The following is a 20,949-nucleotide window of genomic DNA, read 5'->3' as shown; positions in this document are numbered from 1 at the left end:
TGAAGTCCCGAGGGGGCCGCCGGTTCCGGGGCCGCCCTCGAGGGGCTTCTCGCTACAGTCTCAAGGCGAGCGCTTAGCGTCGCTTGGCCATCTCGTTGATGAAGCGGTCAAACAGGGGGGCCACATCGTTCGGGCCCGGGCTCGCTTCAGGGTGACCCTGGAAGCTGAACGCGCTCTTGTCGGTGCGCTCGATACCTTGCAGGGTGCCGTCGAACAGCGATTTGTGAATCGCGCGGACGTTGGCTGGCAGGGTTTCTTCGTCAACCGCGAAGCCGTGGTTCTGGCTAGTGATCATCACGACGCCAGTGTCCAGATCCTGAACCGGGTGGTTGGCACCGTGGTGGCCGTGGCCCATTTTCAGGGTCTTGGCGCCGGAGGCCAGAGCCAGCAGTTGGTGACCGAGACAGATGCCGAAGACCGGAATCTCGGTTTCCAGCACTTCCTTGATCGCCTTGATCGCGTAGTCGCAAGGCTCGGGATCACCCGGGCCGTTGGACAGGAACACGCCGTCCGGATTCAGGGCCAGTACGTCGGCAGCCGGAGTTTGCGCTGGAACGACAGTGACGCGGCAGCCGCGCTCGACCAGCATGCGCAGGATGTTGACCTTGACGCCGTAGTCGTAGGCAACCACGTGGTAAGGCAGCTCGGACGCTTCGATGGTCGCGTGGCTGTCGGTTTTCAGATCCCAGACAGTGGAGCGCCATTCGTATTGGGTCTTGGTGCTGACGACTTTCGCCAGATCCATGCCCTTCAGGCCCGGGAAGCCTTGCGCCGCGGCGATGGCCGCTTCTTCGGAGATGTTGTCGCCGGCCATGATGCAGCCGTTCTGTGCGCCTTTTTCACGCAGGATGCGGGTCAGACGGCGGGTGTCGATACCGGCGATCGCCACAACATTGTTGGCTTTCAGGTAATCGGACAGGGACATCGTGTTACGCCAGTTGCTCGCTACCAGCGGCAGGTCACGGATGACCAGGCCAGCGGACCAGACGCGGTCGGACTCGGCGTCTTCCGGCGTGGTGCCGGTGTTGCCGATGTGCGGGTAAGTCAGGGTAACGATCTGTTGGGCGTAGGAAGGATCGGTAAGGATTTCCTGATAGCCGGTCATTGCGGTGTTGAACACCACCTCACCAACGGTCTGACCGTCGGCTCCAATGGCTTCGCCGCGAAAAATGCTGCCATCAGCAAGGGCGAGTATGGCTGGCTTAGTCAAGAAGACCTCCCGTAAATAACGCATGAAAGGGCAATCGCAGGTTGTAAAAAAGCGGAGTGACGTATGGACACGTCACCCCGCTTCTTCACTGAATTATTCTGCGCGCTTTTAGTGGACACACTAAAGCTGTAGCTTACAGAAAAAGGGATTTTTGGTCTACCGCCAATGAGGCCGAAAGGCCGGAGAATGCGACAGGGCGTCGCTCGGCGGAGTAAAACCGGCGCAAACAGGGCGTTTGCACCGGTTTCAGAACATCTCAATGCAGGTCGAGCACGTCCTGCATGTCGTACAAACCAGGCTCACGAGCATCCAGCCACAACGCCGCACGCACCGCACCCTTGGCGAACGTCATGCGACTCGAAGCCTTGTGGGTGATCTCCAGTCGCTCGCCTTCGCAGGCAAACAACACCGTGTGATCACCCACCACATCACCACCGCGAACAGTGGCGAAACCGATGGTTTCACGCTCGCGGGCACCGGTGTGCCCCTCACGACCATAGACTGCGACTTTCTGCAGATCACGATCCAGCGCATTGGCAATCACCTCACCCATGCGCAGGGCCGTACCCGACGGCGCATCGATCTTGTGACGGTGATGGGCTTCGATGATTTCGATGTCCGCATCTTCCGCCAACACCCGCGCCGCCATGTCGAGCAGCTTCAGCGACAGGTTGACGCCGACACTGAAGTTGGCGGCGAACACGATCGGAATATCTTTGCCCGCCTCGGCCAGCAACTGCTTCTGCGCAGCGTCCAGCCCGGTCGTGCCGATCACCATCGCCTTGCCGGCCTTGCGGCAGAAGGCCAGGTTTTTCAGCATCACTTCCGGCAGGGTGAAGTCGATCAATACATCGAACTCTTCCGCCACCGATTCCAGATTCCCGGACAGCGGCACGCCGATTCGACCGAGCGAAGCCAGCTCACCGGCATCCACACCGATCAGCGTACTGCCAGGGCGAACAATCGCGGCCGTCAGACCGGTCAGCGGCGCGCGTTGCTGCACCGCCTCGACCAGAATCTTGCCCATGCGCCCGGCAGCGCCCATCACAGCTATACGTCGCATGCCGACTCCTTACAGATCGCCGAAGAAGCGCTTCACACCGTCGAACCAACCGGTGGTTTTCGGGGAATGGCTGTTGTCGTCCGCCAGGGAGCTGCGGAACTCTTCCAGCAGTTCACGCTGACGACGGTTCAGATTGACCGGCGTCTCGACAGCCACACGGCACATCAGATCGCCCGCACCACCGCCACGCACTGGCGCAACGCCTTTGCCGCGTACGCGGAACTGCTTGCCGGTCTGAGTCCCTTCCGGAATCTTCAGTTTGACGCGACCGTCAAGGGTCGGAATTTCCAGCTCGCCACCCAGGGCTGCGTCGACGAAGCTGATCGGCACTTCGCAGAACAGGTGCTTGCCGTCGCGCTGGAAGATGTCGTGTTCGCGGACGTTGATCACCACGTACAGGTCGCCGGTCGGGCCACCTTGAGTGCCCGCTTCGCCTTCGCCGGACAGACGAATGCGGTCGCCAGTGTCGACACCGGCCGGCACTTTGACGGAGAGAGTTTTGTACTCTTCAACGCGACCGTCGCCGTGGCAGGAATCGCACGGGTCGGAAATGATCTTGCCCTGGCCATGGCAGCGCGGGCAGGTTTGCTGCACCGAGAAGAAGCCCTGCTGCATGCGCACCTGACCGATGCCGCCGCAAGTCGGGCAAGTCGAAGGCGACGAGCCTTTCTTCGCGCCCGAACCATCGCAGGGCTTGCAGTTGACCAGTGTCGGAACGCGGATATTCACGGTCGTGCCGCGCACCGCTTCTTCCAGATTCAGCTCCAGGGTGTAGCGCAAATCGCTGCCACGCTGGGCGCCGCCACGGGAACCGCCGCGACCGCCACCGAAGAAGTCACTGAAGACATCGCCGAAGATGTCGGAGAAGTTCTGACCGCCGAAACCTGCACCGCCGCCACCCATGCTCGGGTCGACGCCGGCATGACCGTACCGGTCGTAGGCCGCACGCTTGCTGGAATCGGACAACACTTCGTAGGCTTCGTTGGCCTCTTTGAACAGCTCTTCCGACGCTTTGTCATCGGGATTACGGTCCGGGTGATGCTTCATCGCCAGACGGCGATAGGCCTTTTTCAGGTCCGCTTCGCTTGAGCCGCGCTCAACACCCAACACTTCGTAATAGTCACGCTTAGCCATAAGTTCTTCATACTCTTGAGGACGTTCGGCAAACCCCTCCTGAGCTTCGCCAAACTCGTTGAGCCCCAATACAGGCCCGGACCCAACTCACGTCAATTCAACGATCCTGGTCTTTGGTTCATGCGGTATCTACGGCGCGAAAAGCAGGAGCATTCCCGGCCATACCGCCAGCACCCGAACCTTGTCGCATGCTGTAAAAATTCGCGTATTCCAGATACGCCAACGCGGGAGCAAGCTCCCGCGCGGCGACATCCTACCAGTCAGTGCCCAAAGGCAGTCAACCGGCCGACCAACAACTTACTTGTGGTCTTTGACTTCTTCGAACTCGGCATCGACAACATCGTCAGCCTTTTCAGCTTTCTCGTCGTGCGGTGCCGCGCCTTCAGCAGGCTGAGCCTGCTCGGCGTACATCTTCTGGGCAACCGGCGCAGAGACTTTCGACAGCTCTTCAACCTTGGCGTCGATGGCAGCCTTGTCGTCGCCTTTGACGGCAGCTTCCAGGGCAACCACAGCCGCTTCGATTGCAGCCTTCTCTTCTGCAGTCACTTTGTCGCCAGCGTCGGCGATCATCTTGCGAGTCGAGTGAACCAGTGCATCACCCTGGTTACGGGCAGCGGCCAGCTCTTCGAACTTGCGGTCTTCCTCGGCGTTCAGCTCGGCGTCGCGCACCATCTTCTGGATTTCTTCATCCGACAGACCAGAGTTGGCCTTGATGGTGATCTTCTGCTCTTTGCCAGTCGCCTTGTCCTTCGCACCTACGTGCAGGATGCCGTTGGCGTCGATGTCGAAGGTCACTTCGATCTGCGGCACGCCACGTGGAGCTGGTGGAATGTCGGCCAGGTCGAACTTGCCCAGGGACTTGTTCTGTGCGGCTTGCTTGCGCTCGCCTTGCAGGACGTGAATGGTCACGGCGCCCTGGTTGTCGTCGGCAGTCGAGAACACTTGCGATTTCTTGGTAGGAATCGTGGTGTTTTTCTCGATCAGCGCGGTCATCACGCCACCCATGGTTTCGATACCCAGGGTCAGCGGGCTGACGTCGAGCAGCAGAACGTCTTTCACGTCACCGGCCAGAACGGCACCCTGGATGGCAGCACCCATGGCAACGGCTTCGTCCGGGTTCACGTCTTTACGGGCTTCTTTACCGAAGAAATCGGTAACTGCCTTCTGCACCAGTGGCATACGAGTCTGGCCACCGACCAGGATCACGTCGTCAATTTTGCTGGCGTCGATGCCGGCGTCTTTCAGAGCGATGCGGCATGGCTCGATGGTACGGTTCACCAGATCTTCGACCAGCGACTCGAGCTTGGCACGAGAGATCTTCACGTTCAGGTGCTTAGGACCGGTCGCATCTGCTGTGATGTACGGCAGGTTGACGTCGGTCGATTGCGAAGAAGACAGCTCGATCTTGGCTTTCTCAGCGGCTTCTTTCAGACGCTGCAGGGCCAGTGGATCGTTCTTCAGGTCCATGCCGGACTCTTTCTTGAACTCGTCGACGAGGTAGTCGATCAGACGCATGTCGAAGTCTTCACCACCCAGGAAGGTGTCACCGTTGGTGGCCAGCACTTCGAACTGGTGCTCGCCGTCAACTTCAGCGATTTCGATCACGGAAACGTCGAAGGTACCACCACCCAGGTCGTAAACGATCACGGTGTGGTCGCCCTTGGCCTTGTCCATACCGTAAGCCAGAGCAGCTGCGGTTGGTTCGTTGATGATACGTTTTACGTCCAGACCGGCGATGCGACCGGCGTCTTTGGTCGCCTGACGCTGGCTGTCGTTGAAGTAGGCCGGAACGGTGATCACCGCTTCGGTCACTGCTTCGCCGAGGTAGTCTTCGGCGGTCTTCTTCATCTTCTTCAGGACTTCGGCGCTGATTTGCGGCGGAGCCATCTGCTTGCCGGAGGCCTCGACCCAAGCGTCACCATTGTTGGCCTTGACGATCTTGTAAGGCACCAGCTTGATGTCTTTCTGCACGACTTCTTCGTCGAAGCGACGGCCGATCAGGCGCTTCACCGCGAACAGTGTGTTGTGCGGGTTGGTCACAGCTTGACGCTTGGCGGACTGGCCGACCAGGATTTCGCCATCGTTGGCGTAAGCGATGATCGACGGCGTGGTACGCGCGCCTTCGGCGTTTTCAATAACTTTGGCTACGCCGTTTTCCAGCACGGAGACGCAGGAGTTGGTAGTCCCCAGGTCGATACCGATAATTTTGCCCATGTTCACTCTCCCGAAACTTTGGATTTGGTTGCCGCAGCGGTTGTGGCCAACTGCGGTAGCACTTAAACGCTTGACTTCTAAATGGGGGCCTTGCGGCTAATTTCAAGCCTTCTCGTCAATTGAAGGCGAAACTGGCGCCGGCAACTTGCTGACCACAACCATCGCCGGACGCAACAGGCGACCATTGAGCTGGTAGCCCTTCTGGAACACCTTCAGAATGCTGTTCGGCTCAAGGTCTGCACTTTCCTTCATGGCCATTGCCTGATGTTCCACGGCGTTGAACGGCTCGCCTTCCTGCGGGCTTACAGCGACAAGCTGATAGCGCGCGAGGGTGTCGTGAAACATTTTCAGGGTCAGCTCGATGCCTTCGCGCATCGGACGGATGCTTTCGTCATCCGGGCTCGACAGCTCAAGGCCGCGCTCCAGGCTGTCAACGATCGGCAGCAGGTCGCCGGCGAATTTTTCCAGTGCAAACTTGTGCGCCTTTTCGACGTCCTGTTCTGCACGGCGGCGGACGTTCTGCAGATCGGCAGCTACGCGCAGCGATTGATCCTGCGCGGCGGCCAATTGCTCTTCGAGCACTTGTACACGGGTCGCCAGGTCATCACCCGAAGCCTCGGGCGCCTGATTGGCTTCTGGATTTTGCGTATCTACTGTCTGTTCGTCAGCCATAGAATTCTCCTTTCAATATCGTCCGCGAGTTCGATTCGCGCTTCTGCCCCGGTATATGGGGCCGCAAAATCAGGCTTCAAGGGCTGACAACGATTAACCCTACAAAAAAGTGCTGCATTGCCATTCCCCGGCGAGACAAGCATTTGATCGGATCGTCCCCACCGAGCAAAGAGAGGGCATTGTCAGCCTGAAACAAAACACTGTATAAATAACCAGACCTGAAGCCTGGGAGCGGCCTTTATGCTGGTGCACCTGTCCGTACACAACTACGCCATCGTTGAACATCTCGATCTCGAACTTGATCGCGGCATGAGCGTGATTACCGGGGAAACCGGCGCCGGCAAATCGATCATGCTCGACGCCCTGGGCCTGACGCTCGGTGATCGCGCCGACAGCGGCGTGGTTCGACCGGGCGCCGACAAGGCCGATATCCTGGCGACCTTCGATCTGGCCGACATCCCCGAGGCCAGCGCCTGGCTGGCGGAACGCGATCTGGAAATCGACGGCCCGTGCATCCTGCGCCGGGTCATCACCTCCGAAGGTCGTTCACGCGGCTATATAAACGGCACGCCCTGCCCGCTCGGCGACCTCAAGGCGCTCGGCGAGCTGCTGATCGACATCCACAGCCAGCACGAACACCAATCCCTGCTCAAGACCGACACCCACCGGCGCCTGCTCGACGAGTACGCCGGGGCCACCGATCTGGCGCGACAGGTGCATCTGGCCGCCCAGCGCTGGCGCCAGACCCGCCAGGAGCTGGAACGACTTTCCAACTCCGGCGACGAACAGCGCGCACGACATCAGTTGCTCAGCTACCAGCTCGAAGAACTGGAAAACCTCGGCCTCGGCGAAAACGAGCTGGAAGAACTGGAGCAGGAACACAAGAACCTGACCAACGCCGAAACCCTGCTTGGCATCTGCCGACAAGTGGTCGAGCAATGCAGCGAAAGCGATTCCGGCAACGTGCTGAATGCCCTGACAGCGAGCCTCAATCGCCTGTCGAGCGTGAACAATTCGGTCGGCGCGCTGGGTGAGGCGAGCAGCCTGCTGACCAGTGCACAGATTCAGGTCGAAGAAGCCGTCGGCGAGCTCAATCGTTTTCTCGACAACTTCGATGCCGATCCGGCACGCCTGCAATATCTGGAAGAGCGTCTGGATTCCATCTACACGCTGGCACGCAAACACCGTATTCAGCCGACGGAAGTGGCGGAGATGCAGCAGAAGCTGCTCGACGAAATCGAAGCCCTGGACGCCAACGATGAATCCATCGAACGTCTTGCCGAAGAACTCGCATCCTATGCACGCCACTATCAGGAAAAAGCGCGGGAACTCAGCGAGCTGCGTCATCAGGCAGCCGGCTGCCTGGCCAGCGCGGTGGAGCAGGAGATCCAGCGACTGGGCATGCCCGGCGGTCGCTTCACCATCGAATTGCGCACCAACAACAACAGCAGCGAACTGCAACCCAATGGCCTGGAACAAGTCGAGCTGCTGGTCAGCGCCAACCCCGGTCAACCACTGAAGGCGCTGGCCAAAGTGGCATCCGGCGGTGAGCTGTCACGGATCAGCCTGGCCATCCAGGTGATCACCGCCCAGACCTCTCGCGTACCGACGCTGGTGTTCGACGAAGTGGACGTGGGGATTGGCGGTCCGACGGCCGAAATCGTCGGCCAGTTGTTGCGCCGTCTCGGGGATCGTGGACAGGTACTGACGGTCACGCACTTGCCGCAAGTCGCGGCTCAGGGGCATCAGCATCTGTTCGTGCACAAGGTGCGAGGCGAGCAGGCCACTCACACGGCTGTTTCGAAGCTGAGCAAGAACGACCGTATAGAAGAAGTCGCGCGGATGCTTGGCGGCATCGATCTGACCAAAGAGTCCTTGGCGCACGCGAAAAAGATGGTCGTTACCGCAAAGGTTTAAGAACCGCAGAAAGCACGAAGGCGACCCTTGGGTCGCCTTCGCTCGTTTCGCGAACCTGAAATTCGCGCGACATGCTTACTTTTTCTTGCGTACGTACAGCACCAGGTTGTGATCCACCAACTCGACACCGTGCTCCTCGGCGATTGCCTTCTGGAGTTTTTCGATTTCGGTGCTGACGAATTCGATGACCTCACCGGATTCCACGTTGACCATATGGTCGTGGTGGCCACCGTCGGCCAATTCGAATACCGCGTGGCCGCCGTCGAAGTTGTGACGGACCACGAGGCCAGCCGCTTCGAACTGGGTCAGAACACGGTAAACCGTGGCCAGACCGACGTCCTCGCCAGCTTCCATCAACGCCTTGTAGACGTCCTCGGCACTCATGTGACGCTGCTCTGTAGAGTCGAGCATTTGCAGGATCTTGACCCGTGGCAGGGTCACTTTGAGGCCGGCTTTGCGTAGTTCGCTATTTTCAACCATGGTCAGCTTTCTCGCGATGCTGCTTCGCAGCTTCTCTTAATGCGGGTATGATCGGCGTTTACGTTGTCCCAGCCAAGATAGTGGAAGTCGCCCACCGATGCAAAACACCAAGCTCTTGCTAACCAGTTTCACCTTTGTGGGACTGCTCGCACTCGCCGGTTGTTCATTCCCCGGGGTTTACAAAATCGACATCCAGCAGGGCAATGTCGTCACGCAGGACATGATAGACCAGTTACGCCCGGGAATGACCCGGCCGCAAGTACGGTTTATCATGGGCAACCCTCTGCTTGCCGACACGTTCCATGCCAACCGCTGGGATTATCTGTACAGCCTGCAACCTGGTGGCGGTGAACGCCAGCAGGAACGCATGAGTGTCATTTTCGACTCGAATGACCGCCTTGTCAGCCTGTCCGGTGACTTCATGCCGGGCGTCAGCCGTGACGAAGCCATTCTCGGCAAGGACAGTGGCACCAGCGTGACCGCTCCTGCTGAAAACGTCGAGCAGCCTAAACCGGAAAAACCGGTCAAACCAGGCTCCTTGCTGGATCAGATCCAGAAGGACGTCGATGGTGTGGAAACCGTTCCGGTTCCAACGCCAGAACCGCTGGACACCTCGCCGCAATAAATTGCGACGCAATAAAAAACCCGGAAATTCCGGGTTTTTTTATTGCCTGCCGTTTGGCCAGCCTACTGATTTCGCGCCTTGGCTTCGGCAGCCTTGGCAGCACGCAGACGACGTACTTCTTTCGGATCAGCCAGCAACGGTCGATAGATCTCGATGCGATCGCCTTCCTGAACCCGCCGGGTATCCGGATCTGCGATCACTTTGCCGAAGATCCCCAAAGGACAGCTCTTCAGATCCAGCTCCGGAAATTCAGCGTCAATCCCGGACGCCATCAGCGCCGCACGCACCGTCGTACCCTCAGCGACACTGATTACTCGCAAAACCTGACGATCAACGGCGGCATACACCACTTCGATTTCGATCACCGGCTCAACCATGCATCTGCTTGGCACGCTGGCAGAACGCATCCACCAGCGTATTGGCCGCCTGATTGAACAAAGGACCGAGCGTCGCGCGGACCAGCGGCCCGGCATAGTCGAAGGACAGATCCAGACTGATCTTGCAGGCCTTCTCGTTCAGCGCCTTGAACACCCAGACGCCGTGCAGCTGATTGAACGGCCCCTCTTCCAGGTTCATCTCGATCGACTGCCCCGGCACCAGCGTATTTCGCGTCACGAAGTGCTGACTGAGACCGCCCTTGGCCACGCCGACGCTGGCGCGCATATGCTCAGGCGAGCTTTCCAGGACTTCAGCAGACGAGCACCACGGCAAAAACTCGGGGTAACGCGCCACGTCATTGACCAGGTCGTAGAGAAATTGCGCCGGATAAGGCAGCAGCGCCGATCGTTGAATATGTGTCGTCATGTAAGCGTCACTTCCAGAGCTGGGCGGCAAACACTACAAGAATGCCGATGGGCGCCACATAGCGCATCAAGAACAGAGACAGGGCGAACAGCGCCGGACTGCGAATCGACAATTCGTCACGCACCGCCTCACGCCCCATCACCCAACCGGCAAACAGCACGAAGCACAGCCCGCCGAGCGGCAACATGATCCGCGAGGTGAAGAAGTCGATCACACCAAAGAAGTCCAGGCCACCGGCCGCACCCCATTGGTAGAGATGGAACACCCCGCCATCGTTCACGAAAAATTTGGCTTCCTTCCAGATATTGAAGGAAAACACCGTGCCCAGGCCGACGGACCAGCAGGTGAACGCCAACCAGAATGTCACCCAGGCACGACTGATTTTAGTCCGCTCGACCAGATAGGCGACCATCGGCTCCAGCAGGGAAATCGCCGAGCTCCAGGCCGCAATGGCCACCAGAACAAAGAAAACCACGCCCATCAACTGGCCGAAAAGCACGTTACCGAAAGCAAATGGCAGGCTGACGAACATCAGCCCCGGACCTTCGCTCGGATTCAAACCGCCGGCGAACACAATCGGAAACAAGGCCAGGCCGGCCACCAGCGAAACAAAGGTATCGAGCAGCGCCACACCCACGACCGTACCGGACAGCGAGGCTTCCTTGGTCATGTAGGCGCCGTAGATCATGATCGAGCCCACGCCCACGCTCAGCGAAAAGAACGCGTGGCCCATGGCCGGCAGCAAACCGTCGAGGACTTTTTCCGGGTGGAAGTCGAACATGAAATGCACGCCCTCCATGAAATGCCCGGTGGTCATGCTGTAACCCAGCAGTACCAGCACCATCACGAACAGCAGCGGCATCATGATCCGCAGACTGCGCTCGAGCCCGGCGACCACACCTTTGGCAATCACAACGGCCGACAACAGCATGAAAACCGTATGCCACAGCGTGATGCGCCAAGGATCAGCGATGACATTACCGAAGTACGCCCCGACCTGATCGGCCGTCGCGCCCTGGAAGTCCCCGCGCCCCATATCAATGATGTAATCCAGCGACCAACCGCCGACCACACTGTAGAAAGACAGGATCAGCAACGCCGTGATCATCCCGGCGAACGCGCCCCACGACCACTTGCCCGAGTGCCCGGCTTCCAGCGCCAGCACCTTCAGGGCATTCGCCGGACTCTGACGGGCACGGCGGCCGATCAGGGTTTCAGCGAGCATCACCGGAATGCCGATCAGCGCGATGCACGCCAGAAACATCAGCACGAAGGCGCCGCCACCGTAGACCCCGACCATGTAGGGGAATTTCCAGATGCTGCCCAATCCCACGGCCGAACCGGTCGCGGCGAATATGAAAACCCAGCGGCTAGCCCAACTGCCGTGGACAGAAACCTTGTCTGTCGACATCGTTTATCACGCCCAAGCGTTAGAAAAAGAGGCCGCATTGTCCGGGATTCACTCAACCTGCTCAAGCACGCAGCATCACCGTAGCCGACAGCCGTTTATCTCCATATAATGCCGCCCCTATGGCTAAACAGAAGAAACACCCAACAGGGACCATCGCGCAAAACAAAAAGGCGCGACACGATTACTTCATCGAGCACAAGTTCGAGGCTGGTCTGGTCCTGGCCGGCTGGGAAGTAAAAAGTCTGCGGGCAAGCAAACTGCAACTGGTCGACAGTTACGTGTTGCTCAAGGATGGCGAAGCCTGGTTGCTCGGCAGCCACATCACGCCTCTGATGACCGCCAGCACCCACGTCATTGCCGACCCGGTGCGTACCCGCAAATTGCTGCTCAACCGCCGCGAGCTGGACAAGCTCGCCGCCGCCGTGCAGCAGAAGGGTTACGCCTGCGTGTGCCTGTCCTGGTACTGGAGCAAGCACATGGTCAAGTGCGAGATCGCGCTGGGCAAGGGCAAGAAGGAATACGACAAGCGTGATACCGAACGCGAACGCGACGCCGGTCGCGAGTTGCAGCGTGCGGTGCGCAACAAGGGCAAGGAAGACTGATTCTCCTGCCTGAATGACCGTTCCCGCGCCCGGCGCGGGAACGGTCATGTCTACATCCCTTTGCGTCGTTCGGCGCGAGCCATGCGCTGCACTTCCTGACGCACCTCTTCCAGCACTTCCTGCACATACAGAATGTGTCGGCTGGACACTTCACGCGCCTGTTCCGCGCGCCCCTCGATGATCGCCAGATACAATTCCCGATGCTGTGTGATCAGCATGTCGCGGGTTTCCGTGCGCTGCTTGTACATGCCACCAATGTTGGTCACCACATTGCGCTTGAGCAGGTCGAACAGCCCGCGAATGGTGTGCAGCAACACCGCGTTGTGACTGGCTTCGGCAATCGCAAGGTGGAATTTCGCATCCGCCGCGCCCTCTTCCGCCCGGCTCACTTCGTCATGACGCGAATAGCAGTCCTGTAACTCTTCAAAAGCAGCCGTCAGTCGCTCACGATCCACATCCGTGGCGCGCAATGCCGCGTAATAGGCACACGATGCCTCCAGCGTGTGGCGAAACTCCAGCAGATCGCGCTGCGCCTCGGGATTGCTTTCCAGCAACTGCAGCAGCGGATCGCTGAACGTCGAACCGAGGCTTTCCACGACATAGTTGCCGCCGCCCTGCTTGCTGACCAGCAAGCCCTTGGCCGCAAGCTTCTGAATCGCCTCGCGCAACGAGGGCCGGGAAACGCCGAACTGTTCTGCCAGTGCCCGCTCCGCCGGCAGACGTTCGCCGGACTTCAACGTGCCCTCGAGAATCATCCCTTCCAGTCGCTCGACAATGTCGTCAGACAAACGGCGCTGACGTATCTGATCAAACCCCATCACTCAACTCTCCACCATCCCGACCGCTCGCCGGGCTCTCTATTCTGGCCTATCGACGCTGCGCCGACACCTGCCAGATGACGCCAATTCGACCGGTGCAATCCGATTCGCCGTCCGGTTGTTCGACAAAAGTTTTAGGGCGGCAAATTGACACACCGACATCAACGCTTTTACCCTAGCCAACAGCGATTGTAAATTGGTCTTACCAATTAACCAAGAACGCTGACAGTGCCTGACCAACAACAATTAGGGGCCACCCCATATGCAAACCTGGCAACAGCTCTACAGCCCGCTCGGCAGTCTCGGCGTGTCCGCACTCGCGGCCGTCATCCCCATCGTTTTCTTCTTCCTCGCCCTGGCGGTGTTCCGCCTCAAAGGTCACGTAGCCGGCAGCATCACGCTGGCCCTGGCCATCGCCGTGGCGATCTTCGCGTTCCAGATGCCGGTCGACATGGCGTTCGCCGCCGCCGGATATGGTTTCGCCTATGGTCTGTGGCCGATTGCCTGGATCATTGTGGCGGCGGTGTTCCTGTACAAACTGACGGTCAAGAGCGGTCAGTTCGAGGTCATCCGCAGCTCGGTGCTATCGATCACTGACGACCAGCGTCTGCAGGTGCTGCTGATCGGTTTCTGCTTCGGTGCATTCCTCGAAGGTGCCGCCGGTTTCGGCGCGCCAGTGGCGATTACCGCTGCGCTGCTCGTAGGCCTGGGCTTCAACCCGCTGTACGCCGCCGGCCTGTGCCTGATTGCGAATACCGCACCGGTAGCGTTCGGCGCACTGGGGATTCCGATCATCGTGGCCGGGCAAGTCACCGGCATCGACGCGTTCAAGATCGGCGCCATGACCGGCCGCCAGCTGCCGCTGCTGTCGCTGTTCGTGCCGTTCTGGCTGGTGTTCATGATGGACGGCCTGCGCGGTGTGCGTGAAACCTGGCCGGCAGCACTGGTCGCAGGCTTGAGCTTCGCCGTCACTCAGTACTTCACTTCGAATTTCATCGGCCCGGAACTGCCGGACATCACGTCGGCCCTGGCCAGCCTGATTTCGCTGACCCTGTTCCTGAAGGTCTGGCAGCCGAAACGTGCCGCCGGCCAGCACATTGCCGGCGCCGTTTCCGCTTCGGTGGTGACTGCCAGCGTCGGCGGTTTCGGCCAGAAGCGCACCACCGTCGCTTCGCCTTACAGCCTCGGGGAAATTTTCAAAGCTTGGTCGCCGTTCCTGATCCTCACCGTGCTGGTGACCATCTGGACCCTCAAGCCCTTCAAGGCCATGTTCGCCGCCGGCGGTTCGATGTACGCCTGGGTGTTCAACTTCGCGATTCCACACCTGGATCAACTGGTGATCAAGACCGCTCCGATCGTGGCCGCCCCGACCGCGATCCCGGCCGTGTTCAAACTCGATCCGATTTCCGCGACCGGCACGGCGATTTTCTTCTCCGCGCTGATCTCGATGCTGGTGCTGAAGATCAACTTCAAAACTGGTCTTACCACTTTGAAAGAGACCTTCTACGAACTGCGCTGGCCGATCCTGTCGATCGGCATGGTGCTGGCGTTTGCCTTCGTTACCAATTATTCCGGCATGTCCTCGACCATGGCTCTGGTGCTGGCCGGTACTGGCGCGGCATTCCCGTTCTTCTCGCCATTCCTCGGCTGGCTCGGCGTGTTCCTGACCGGTTCCGATACCTCGTCCAACGCCCTGTTCAGTTCGCTGCAAGCGACCACCGCACACCAGATCGGGGTCAACGACACCTTGCTGGTGGCGGCCAATACCAGCGGCGGCGTGACCGGCAAGATGATCTCGCCACAATCGATCGCCGTGGCCTGCGCCGCGACCGGTCTGGTGGGCAAGGAATCCGATCTGTTCCGCTTCACCCTCAAGCACAGCCTATTCTTTGCCACGATCGTCGGCCTGATCACTTTGGCTCAGGCCTACTGGTTCACCGGCATGCTCGTGCATTAAGACTACAAGCGACATGGAAAAAACCGACGCCGGTTCGTGATTCCGGCGTCAGCAATTCACAACCCGGTCTGTAAGGCTGCTGAAAGCAACGCGCTCTATATTCGGCAGCCTCAACAGACGGATAACCGGGCCCACCCGGAGACACGCCTGATGAGCGAGCTTTTTTACAACGCTGTGCCCAACGCCACTCGCGTCGCACCGCCACTGCCCGAACCCCGGCAATACCCGAGCGAGAAACCGTCGCGGGTCTACCTGTTCGGCACTTGCGTGGTCGACCTGTTCTACCCGGAAGCCGGGATGGACGCGATCCACTTGCTGGAACGCGAAGGCATCCGGGTCGACTACCCGCAAGGGCAGAGCTGCTGCGGACAACCGGCCTACACCTCGGGTTACACCGAGCAGGCACGGACGGTGGCACGCTCGCAACTGGCGCTGTTTGCCGGGGACTATCCGGTGGTGGTGCCGTCGGGTTCCTGCGCCGGGATGATCCGCGAGCATTACGCCGACTTGTTCAAGGACGAGCCGCAAACGTTGAAACAGGTTCAGGCCCTCGCGGCCCGCACCTATGAATTGGCCGAGTTCCTGCTGTTTGTCTGCAAGGTGCAGCTCAAGGACAGTGGCGAGCCGGTGAAAGTGGCGCTGCACACCTCGTGTTCGGCGCGGCGGGAAATGAATACCCACCTGCATGGCCGCGAGTTGTTGGCGCAGTTGAGCAACGTGGAACGGGTCAACCACGATCACGAAAGCGAATGCTGTGGCTTCGGTGGGACATTCAGCGTCCGTATGCCAGACATTTCCGGCGCGATGGTGGCTGACAAGACCCGGGCGTTGAAGGAATCCGGCGCACATCAGGTACTCAGTGCCGACTGCGGCTGCTTGATGAACATCAACGGCTCGCTGGAAAAACAGAAGGAAGCGCTGCGCGGGCAACACCTGGCGAGCTTCCTCTGGCAACGAACCGGAGGTGCGCGATGAGCACTTCCACGATTATTCCTACGGTTGCCGTAGAAGAAGACTTCCGCACCCGGGCGCACAATGCCCTGGGCGACTCGCAGTTACGGAACAACTTCCGCACCGCGATGGATTCACTGATGACCAAGCGGGCAGCGGCTTTCAGCGATGCCCACGAAAGAGAACACCTGCGTGAACTGGGCAATGCAATCCGTGCCCGCGCGCTCTCCAAGTTGCCCGACCTGCTCGAGCAGCTGGAACAGAACCTGACCCGCAACGGTGTGACAGTGCACTGGGCGGAAACGGTGGACGAGGCCAATGGCATCGTCCTTTCGATCATCCGCGCTCACGAGGCGCGGCAAGTGATCAAGGGCAAATCGATGGTCAGCGAAGAGATGGAGATGAACCATTTCCTCGAGGCTCGGGACATTGAATGTCTGGAGTCCGACATGGGGGAGTACATCGTCCAGCTCGACCACGAGAAGCCTTCACACATAATCATGCCGGCAATCCACAAGAACGCCGGTCAGGTCGCGTCCTTGTTCCACGACAAACTTGGCGTGGAATACACCAAGGACGTTGACCAACTCATTCAGATCGGTCGCAGGGTTTTGCGGCAGAAATTCTTCGAAGCGGACATCGGCGTCTCCGGTGTCAACTTCGCCGTGGCCGAAACCGGCACCCTGCTGCTGGTGGAAAACGAAGGCAACGGGCGCATGACCACCACCGTGCCGCCGGTGCACATCGCCGTCACCGGCATCGAAAAAGTCGTGGAAAACCTGCGCGACGTGGTGCCGCTGCTGTCATTGCTGACCCGCTCGGCGCTGGGCATTCCGATCACCACCTACGTCAACATGATCTCCGGCCCGCGCAAGGAGCACGAACTCGACGGCCCGCAGGAAGTGCATCTGGTATTGCTCGACAACGGTCGCAGCCAGGCCTTCGCCGACAGCGAACTGCGCCAGACGTTGAACTGCATCCGCTGCGGCGCCTGCATGAACCATTGCCCGGTCTACACCCGCGTCGGCGGTCATACCTACGGCGAGGTTTACCCCGGCCCGATCGGCAAAATCATCACCCCGCACATGGTCGGCCTGGCGAAAGTGCCGGATCACCCGAGCGCGTCTTCGTTGTGCGGCGCCTGCGGTGAAGTCTGCCCGGTAAAAATTCCTATTCCCGCACTGCTGCGCCGCCTACGCGAAGAGAACGTCAAAGCTCCCGACAGTCCTCATCAAGTGATGCGCGGTCAGGGCAGCAAGTATTCGCGCAAGGAACGCTTCATCTGGAACGCCTGGGCGAAGCTCAACAGCTCGCCGACTTTGTATCGACTGTTTGCGTTTTTCGCCACGCGCCTGCGCGCCCTGGCGCCGAACAATGTCGGGCCGTGGACGCAGAACCACAGCGCACCGAAACCCGCCGCCCGCTCACTGCATGACATGGCTCGCGAACACCTGGCCAAACGAGGAGACCGTTGATGAGCGCCAAACAAAACATCCTCGGCAAGTTACGGAAGAGTCTGACCGGCACCACACCGATTGCCGACAACTTTGACGTCGATCTGGTGACCCAGCCTTACACCTACAGCGCCGAACAACGCATCCCGCAACTGCGCAAACTGATGGAAGCGGTGCACACCGAAATCCACCTGACTTCCGCTGATGGGTGGCCGGCGCTGCTGGCGCAATTGCTGCGCGACCGCCAGTTGCCGAGCCTGTTGATCGCACCGACTACGCCCCATGGGCAGCGCATCACACAGCACTGGGCGAACAATCCTGATCTGCCGGCGCTGAAGTCCTACGACCGGCCGATGGAAGAGTGGAAAGCCGAGTTGTTCAACGACACCCCGGCCAGTCTGACCGGCACCCTCGGCGCCATTGCCGCCACCGGCAGCCTGATTCTCTGGCCGACCCGCGAAGAACCACGGCTGATGAGCTTGGTGCCGCCGGTGCATTTCGCCCTGCTCAAGGCCAGCCAGATTCGCGACAACTTCTATCAGGTGCAGCAGGAATTCGAGTGGGCGCAAGGCATGCCGACCAACGCGCTGCTGGTGTCCGGCCCGTCGAAGACCGCTGACATCGAACAAGTCCTGGCTTACGGCGCCCACGGCCCGAAAGACCTGGTGGTGTTGATCCTGGAGGACCAATGACCTTACCGGCGACTTTCCTGCGCGATGCGCAGCAACTGATTCCTGCCGAACGGCGTTTCGACGATCCGTTGTCGACCCTGGCCTTCGGCACCGACGCCAGCTTCTACCGGTTGATTCCGCAACTGGTGATCCGCGTCGAATCCGAAGATGAAGTGGTAGCGCTGCTGAAACTGGCCCAGCGCGATCAGGTCCCGGTGACCTTCCGCGCCGCTGGCACCAGCCTGTCCGGACAGGCGATCAGCGATTCGGTGTTGATCGTGCTTGGGGATAACTGGAACGCGCGTGAAATTCGCGGCCAGGGCACGCAGATCCGCCTGCAACCGGGCGTGATCGGCGCCCAGGCCAACGCATGGCTGGCGCCATTCGGGCGCAAGATCGGCCCGGATCCAGCGTCGATCAACGCGTGCAAGATCGGCGGCATCGTCGCCAACAACGCCAGCGGCATGTGCTGCGGCACTGCGCAAAACACCTATCACACGCTGGCCGGGATTAGTCTGGTACTGGCCGACGGCACACGTCTGGATACCGAAGATGCTGCCAGCGTCGAGGCGTTTCGAATCAGTCACGGTGCGTTGCTGGAGCGTCTGGCGACCTTGGGCCGCGAGACCCGCGCCAATGCCGAACTCGCCGCGCGAATTCGCCACAAATACCGTCTGAAAAATACCACCGGCCTGTCGCTCAACGCCCTGGTGGATTTCGATGAGCCTGTGGATATCTTGAGCCACTTGCTGGTCGGCTCTGAAGGCACCCTCGGCTTCATCAGCGCAGTGACCTACGACACGGTGATCGACCACCCGAACAAGGCCTCGGCGCTGATCGTTTTCCCGGACGTGGAAACCTGCTGCAACGCCGTCACCGTGCTGAAAAGCCAACCGGTGTCCGCCGTTGAACTGCTCGACCGCCGCAGCCTGCGTTCGGTGCAGGACAAACCCGGCATGCCGGCTTTCGTACAGCAGCTGTCGAACAATGCCTGCGCGCTCTTGATCGAATCCCGCGCCGCCTCTTCCACTTTGCTGCAAGAACAACTGGCGCAGATCATGGCGTCGCTCAATGGCTTCCCGGTGGAAAAGCAGGTCGACTTCACCGAAGACCCGGTCGAAAACGCCCGCCTCTGGGCGATCCGCAAAGACACCTTCCCTGCCGTCGGCGCCGTGCGCAAGACCGGCACCACGGTGATCATCGAAGACGTCACCTTCCCGGTGGAGCAACTGGCCATCGGCGTGAACCGTCTGATCGAGCTGTTCGACAAACATCACTACGACGAAGCGATCCTTTTCGGACACGCGCTGGAAGGCAATCTGCACTTCGTCTTCACCCAAGGCTTCAACAGCGCGGAAGAAGTCGCACGCTATCAGGCGTTCATGGACGACGTGGCGCAACTGGTGGCCGTGGAGTTCGGCGGCTCGCTGAAGGCCGAACACGGCACCGGACGCAACATGGCGCCCTTCGTCGAACTGGAATGGGGCAGCGACGCCTATCAATTGATGTGGCAGCTCAAACGCCTGCTCGACCCCAACGGCATTCTCAATCCGGACGTGGTGCTCAGCGAAGATCCGCAGATCCACCTCAAGCACCTGAAACCGCTGCCGGCGGCTGACGAGATTGTGGATAAATGCATCGAGTGCGGTTTCTGCGAGCCGGTCTGTCCCTCGAAAGGCCTGACCCTGAGCCCGCGCCAACGCATCGTGATCTGGCGTGATATTCAGGCGCGAAAACGCGCCGGTATCGACACCACCGAACTGGAAAAAGCCTACGAGTACCAAGGCATCGACACATGCGCTGCGACCGGTTTATGTGCGCAACGCTGCCCTGTAGGAATCAATACCGGCGAGCTGGTGAAAAAGCTGCGCAGCCGTCACGCCACCCATACGAAAACCGCCAACCTGATCGAAGGAAATTTCGCCACCACCCTGCAAGGTGCGCGTTTCACTCTGCATGTGGCCAACGGTGCGCGGATGTTGTTGGGTGCACCGCGCCTGGCGAAGCTTTCGGCGACCCTGACGCGGCTGTCCAAAGGTCAGGTGCCGCTGTGGACCAACGCGATGCCGCAGCCGGAAAAAGCCATTCGCTTCAGTCCGGCCGTGTCTGACGAACGCCCGCGCGTCGTGTATCTGGCGGCCTGCGTCTCGCGGGTGATGGGACCGGCGGCGGGCGACAACGAGCAGATGTCGCTGTACGACAAAACCCGCAGTCTGCTGGAAAAGGCCGGTTATCAAGTGGTGTTCCCGGACAATCTGGACAATCTCTGCTGCGGCCAGCCCTTCGCGTCCAAGGGCTATGCCGAACAGGCCGAGCACAAGCGTCAGGAACTGATCGGTGCATTGCTCCAGGCCAGTCGCGGCGGGCTCGATCCGATCTATTGCGACACCAGCCCCTGCACGTTGCGGCTGGTGCAGGATGTGGGAAATGTTCGCCTGGATCTGTATGACCCTGTGCGATTCATCCGTACGCATCTGATGGATCGTCTGGAGTTCACGCCGCAGGAAGCACCGATTGCCGTTCACGTGACGTGCAGCACTCAGCATCTCGGGGAAAGCCAGGCGCTGATCGACCTGGCGCGCAAATGCAGCAAGACGGTGGTGATCCCGGAAGGCATTCACTGCTGCGGTTTCGCCGGCGACAAGGGCTTCACCACGCCGGAGCTCAACAGCCATTCACTGCGAACGCTCAAGGATGCGGTGCAACAATGCAGCGAGGGGATTTCCACCAGCCGCACCTGTGAGATCGGTCTGACGCAACATGGTGGAATCGACTACCACGGCCTGGTGTATCTGGTGGACCGGGTAACCCGAGCCAAAGCCCCGGCAACCGCCGTCTGAAGAAAAATAGAACCCTTGCGAGCGACCGCAGTCCACAGAACAGGCCCCGAACAATCGGGGCTTGTCCTCCATTCGGTTGCCCGTCCTGACGGCCAGCGAAGTCTGGATCCCTCAGTTCAAGGAGAT

Annotated in this window: 18 protein-coding genes; 8 read left to right on the top strand and 10 right to left on the bottom strand. The window is 59.9% G+C overall.

The window, feature by feature from the left end:
- Positions 1-73 precede the first annotated feature (73 nt).
- From carA to grpE, 5 genes are all read right to left on the bottom strand, one after another.
- Positions 74-1,210: a glutamine-hydrolyzing carbamoyl-phosphate synthase small subunit gene (carA, locus tag KJY40_RS04960; RefSeq protein ID WP_230735363.1), complete on the bottom strand. Its 1,137-nt coding sequence runs from the start codon at positions 1,208-1,210 to the stop codon at positions 74-76.
- A 256-nt stretch (positions 1,211-1,466) separates the two neighbouring features.
- Positions 1,467-2,273, bottom strand: coding sequence for a 4-hydroxy-tetrahydrodipicolinate reductase (gene dapB / locus KJY40_RS04955; RefSeq protein WP_007953764.1), 807 nt, complete (start codon positions 2,271-2,273; stop codon positions 1,467-1,469).
- 9 nt (positions 2,274-2,282) lie between these two features.
- Positions 2,283-3,407 (bottom strand): molecular chaperone DnaJ, encoded by a 1,125-nt coding sequence (gene dnaJ, locus KJY40_RS04950; protein WP_230735361.1) that lies wholly within the window; start codon positions 3,405-3,407, stop codon positions 2,283-2,285.
- A gap of 297 nt (positions 3,408-3,704) precedes the next feature.
- Positions 3,705-5,621 (bottom strand): molecular chaperone DnaK, encoded by a 1,917-nt coding sequence (gene dnaK, locus KJY40_RS04945; RefSeq protein ID WP_230735359.1) that lies wholly within the window; start codon positions 5,619-5,621, stop codon positions 3,705-3,707.
- A 102-nt stretch (positions 5,622-5,723) separates the two neighbouring features.
- Positions 5,724-6,293 carry a nucleotide exchange factor GrpE gene (gene grpE, locus KJY40_RS04940; RefSeq protein WP_230735357.1) on the bottom strand — a complete coding sequence of 190 codons (570 nt, stop codon included), beginning with the start codon at positions 6,291-6,293 and terminating at the stop codon, positions 5,724-5,726.
- A gap of 240 nt (positions 6,294-6,533) precedes the next feature.
- On the opposite strand from grpE, the gene recN reads away from it, so the two are divergent.
- Positions 6,534-8,210: a DNA repair protein RecN gene (recN, locus tag KJY40_RS04935; protein ID WP_230735355.1), complete on the top strand. Its 1,677-nt coding sequence runs from the start codon at positions 6,534-6,536 to the stop codon at positions 8,208-8,210.
- A 75-nt stretch (positions 8,211-8,285) separates the two neighbouring features.
- On the opposite strand, the gene fur is transcribed toward recN, so the two are convergent.
- The gene (gene fur, locus KJY40_RS04930) at positions 8,286-8,690 is read right to left on the bottom strand and encodes a ferric iron uptake transcriptional regulator (protein ID WP_007953774.1); all 405 of its coding nucleotides are present in this window, start codon (positions 8,688-8,690) and stop codon (positions 8,286-8,288) included.
- 97 nt (positions 8,691-8,787) lie between these two features.
- Between fur and KJY40_RS04925 the strand changes: the two genes are divergently transcribed.
- Complete coding sequence (locus KJY40_RS04925) at positions 8,788-9,315, top strand: outer membrane protein assembly factor BamE (protein WP_230735353.1); 528 nt, start codon at positions 8,788-8,790, stop codon at positions 9,313-9,315.
- 62 nt (positions 9,316-9,377) lie between these two features.
- On the opposite strand, the gene KJY40_RS04920 is transcribed toward KJY40_RS04925, so the two are convergent.
- Genes KJY40_RS04920 through KJY40_RS04910 form a run of 3 tightly spaced genes read right to left on the bottom strand, consistent with a single transcriptional unit; the run spans position 9,378 to position 11,530 of the window.
- Positions 9,378-9,692 (bottom strand): RnfH family protein, encoded by a 315-nt coding sequence (locus tag KJY40_RS04920; RefSeq protein WP_230735351.1) that lies wholly within the window; start codon positions 9,690-9,692, stop codon positions 9,378-9,380.
- Entirely contained in the window at positions 9,685-10,119 is a 435-nt protein-coding gene (locus KJY40_RS04915; protein ID WP_003221509.1) for a type II toxin-antitoxin system RatA family toxin, read from the bottom strand. Before KJY40_RS04915 ends, KJY40_RS04920 begins: the two co-directional genes overlap by 8 nt.
- A 7-nt stretch (positions 10,120-10,126) precedes the next feature.
- Complete coding sequence (locus KJY40_RS04910; RefSeq protein WP_230735349.1) at positions 10,127-11,530, bottom strand: sodium-dependent transporter; 1,404 nt, start codon at positions 11,528-11,530, stop codon at positions 10,127-10,129.
- 119 nt (positions 11,531-11,649) lie between these two features.
- Here KJY40_RS04910 and smpB point away from each other — a divergent pair, with 119 nt between their 5' ends.
- The gene (smpB, locus tag KJY40_RS04905) at positions 11,650-12,132 is read left to right on the top strand and encodes an SsrA-binding protein SmpB (protein ID WP_007953781.1); all 483 of its coding nucleotides are present in this window, start codon (positions 11,650-11,652) and stop codon (positions 12,130-12,132) included.
- A 50-nt stretch (positions 12,133-12,182) separates the two neighbouring features.
- Here the strand turns inward: smpB and KJY40_RS04900 are convergent, their stop codons facing one another.
- On the bottom strand, positions 12,183-12,950 hold the full coding sequence (locus KJY40_RS04900) for an FCD domain-containing protein (protein WP_007953782.1): 768 nt from the start codon (positions 12,948-12,950) through the stop codon (positions 12,183-12,185).
- Positions 12,951-13,212: 262 nt separating this feature from the next.
- Here KJY40_RS04900 and KJY40_RS04895 point away from each other — a divergent pair, with 262 nt between their 5' ends.
- From KJY40_RS04895 to KJY40_RS04875, 5 genes are all read left to right on the top strand, one after another.
- The gene (locus tag KJY40_RS04895; protein WP_127796885.1) at positions 13,213-14,907 is read left to right on the top strand and encodes a lactate permease LctP family transporter; all 1,695 of its coding nucleotides are present in this window, start codon (positions 13,213-13,215) and stop codon (positions 14,905-14,907) included.
- Between the two features lie 150 nt (positions 14,908-15,057).
- Positions 15,058-15,882 (top strand): (Fe-S)-binding protein, encoded by an 825-nt coding sequence (locus KJY40_RS04890; RefSeq protein WP_065259955.1) that lies wholly within the window; start codon positions 15,058-15,060, stop codon positions 15,880-15,882.
- The gene (locus KJY40_RS04885; protein WP_230735347.1) at positions 15,879-17,333 is read left to right on the top strand and encodes a LutB/LldF family L-lactate oxidation iron-sulfur protein; all 1,455 of its coding nucleotides are present in this window, start codon (positions 15,879-15,881) and stop codon (positions 17,331-17,333) included. The genes KJY40_RS04890 and KJY40_RS04885 overlap by 4 nt, the downstream gene beginning before the upstream one ends.
- The gene (locus tag KJY40_RS04880; protein WP_011332385.1) at positions 17,333-18,004 is read left to right on the top strand and encodes a LutC/YkgG family protein; all 672 of its coding nucleotides are present in this window, start codon (positions 17,333-17,335) and stop codon (positions 18,002-18,004) included. Before KJY40_RS04885 ends, KJY40_RS04880 begins: the two co-directional genes overlap by 1 nt.
- Positions 18,001-20,823: an FAD-binding and (Fe-S)-binding domain-containing protein gene (locus KJY40_RS04875; RefSeq protein ID WP_230735345.1), complete on the top strand. Its 2,823-nt coding sequence runs from the start codon at positions 18,001-18,003 to the stop codon at positions 20,821-20,823. The genes KJY40_RS04880 and KJY40_RS04875 overlap by 4 nt, the downstream gene beginning before the upstream one ends.
- Positions 20,824-20,949: the final 126 nt, after the last annotated feature.

The organism is Pseudomonas fitomaticsae (genome assembly GCF_021018765.1).
In the GTDB taxonomy this organism is placed as follows: Bacteria; Pseudomonadota; Gammaproteobacteria; order Pseudomonadales; family Pseudomonadaceae; genus Aquipseudomonas; species Aquipseudomonas fitomaticsae.
The sequence above is the reverse complement of the archived record's forward strand: the minus strand, read 5'-3'. Positions and strand labels throughout refer to the sequence as shown.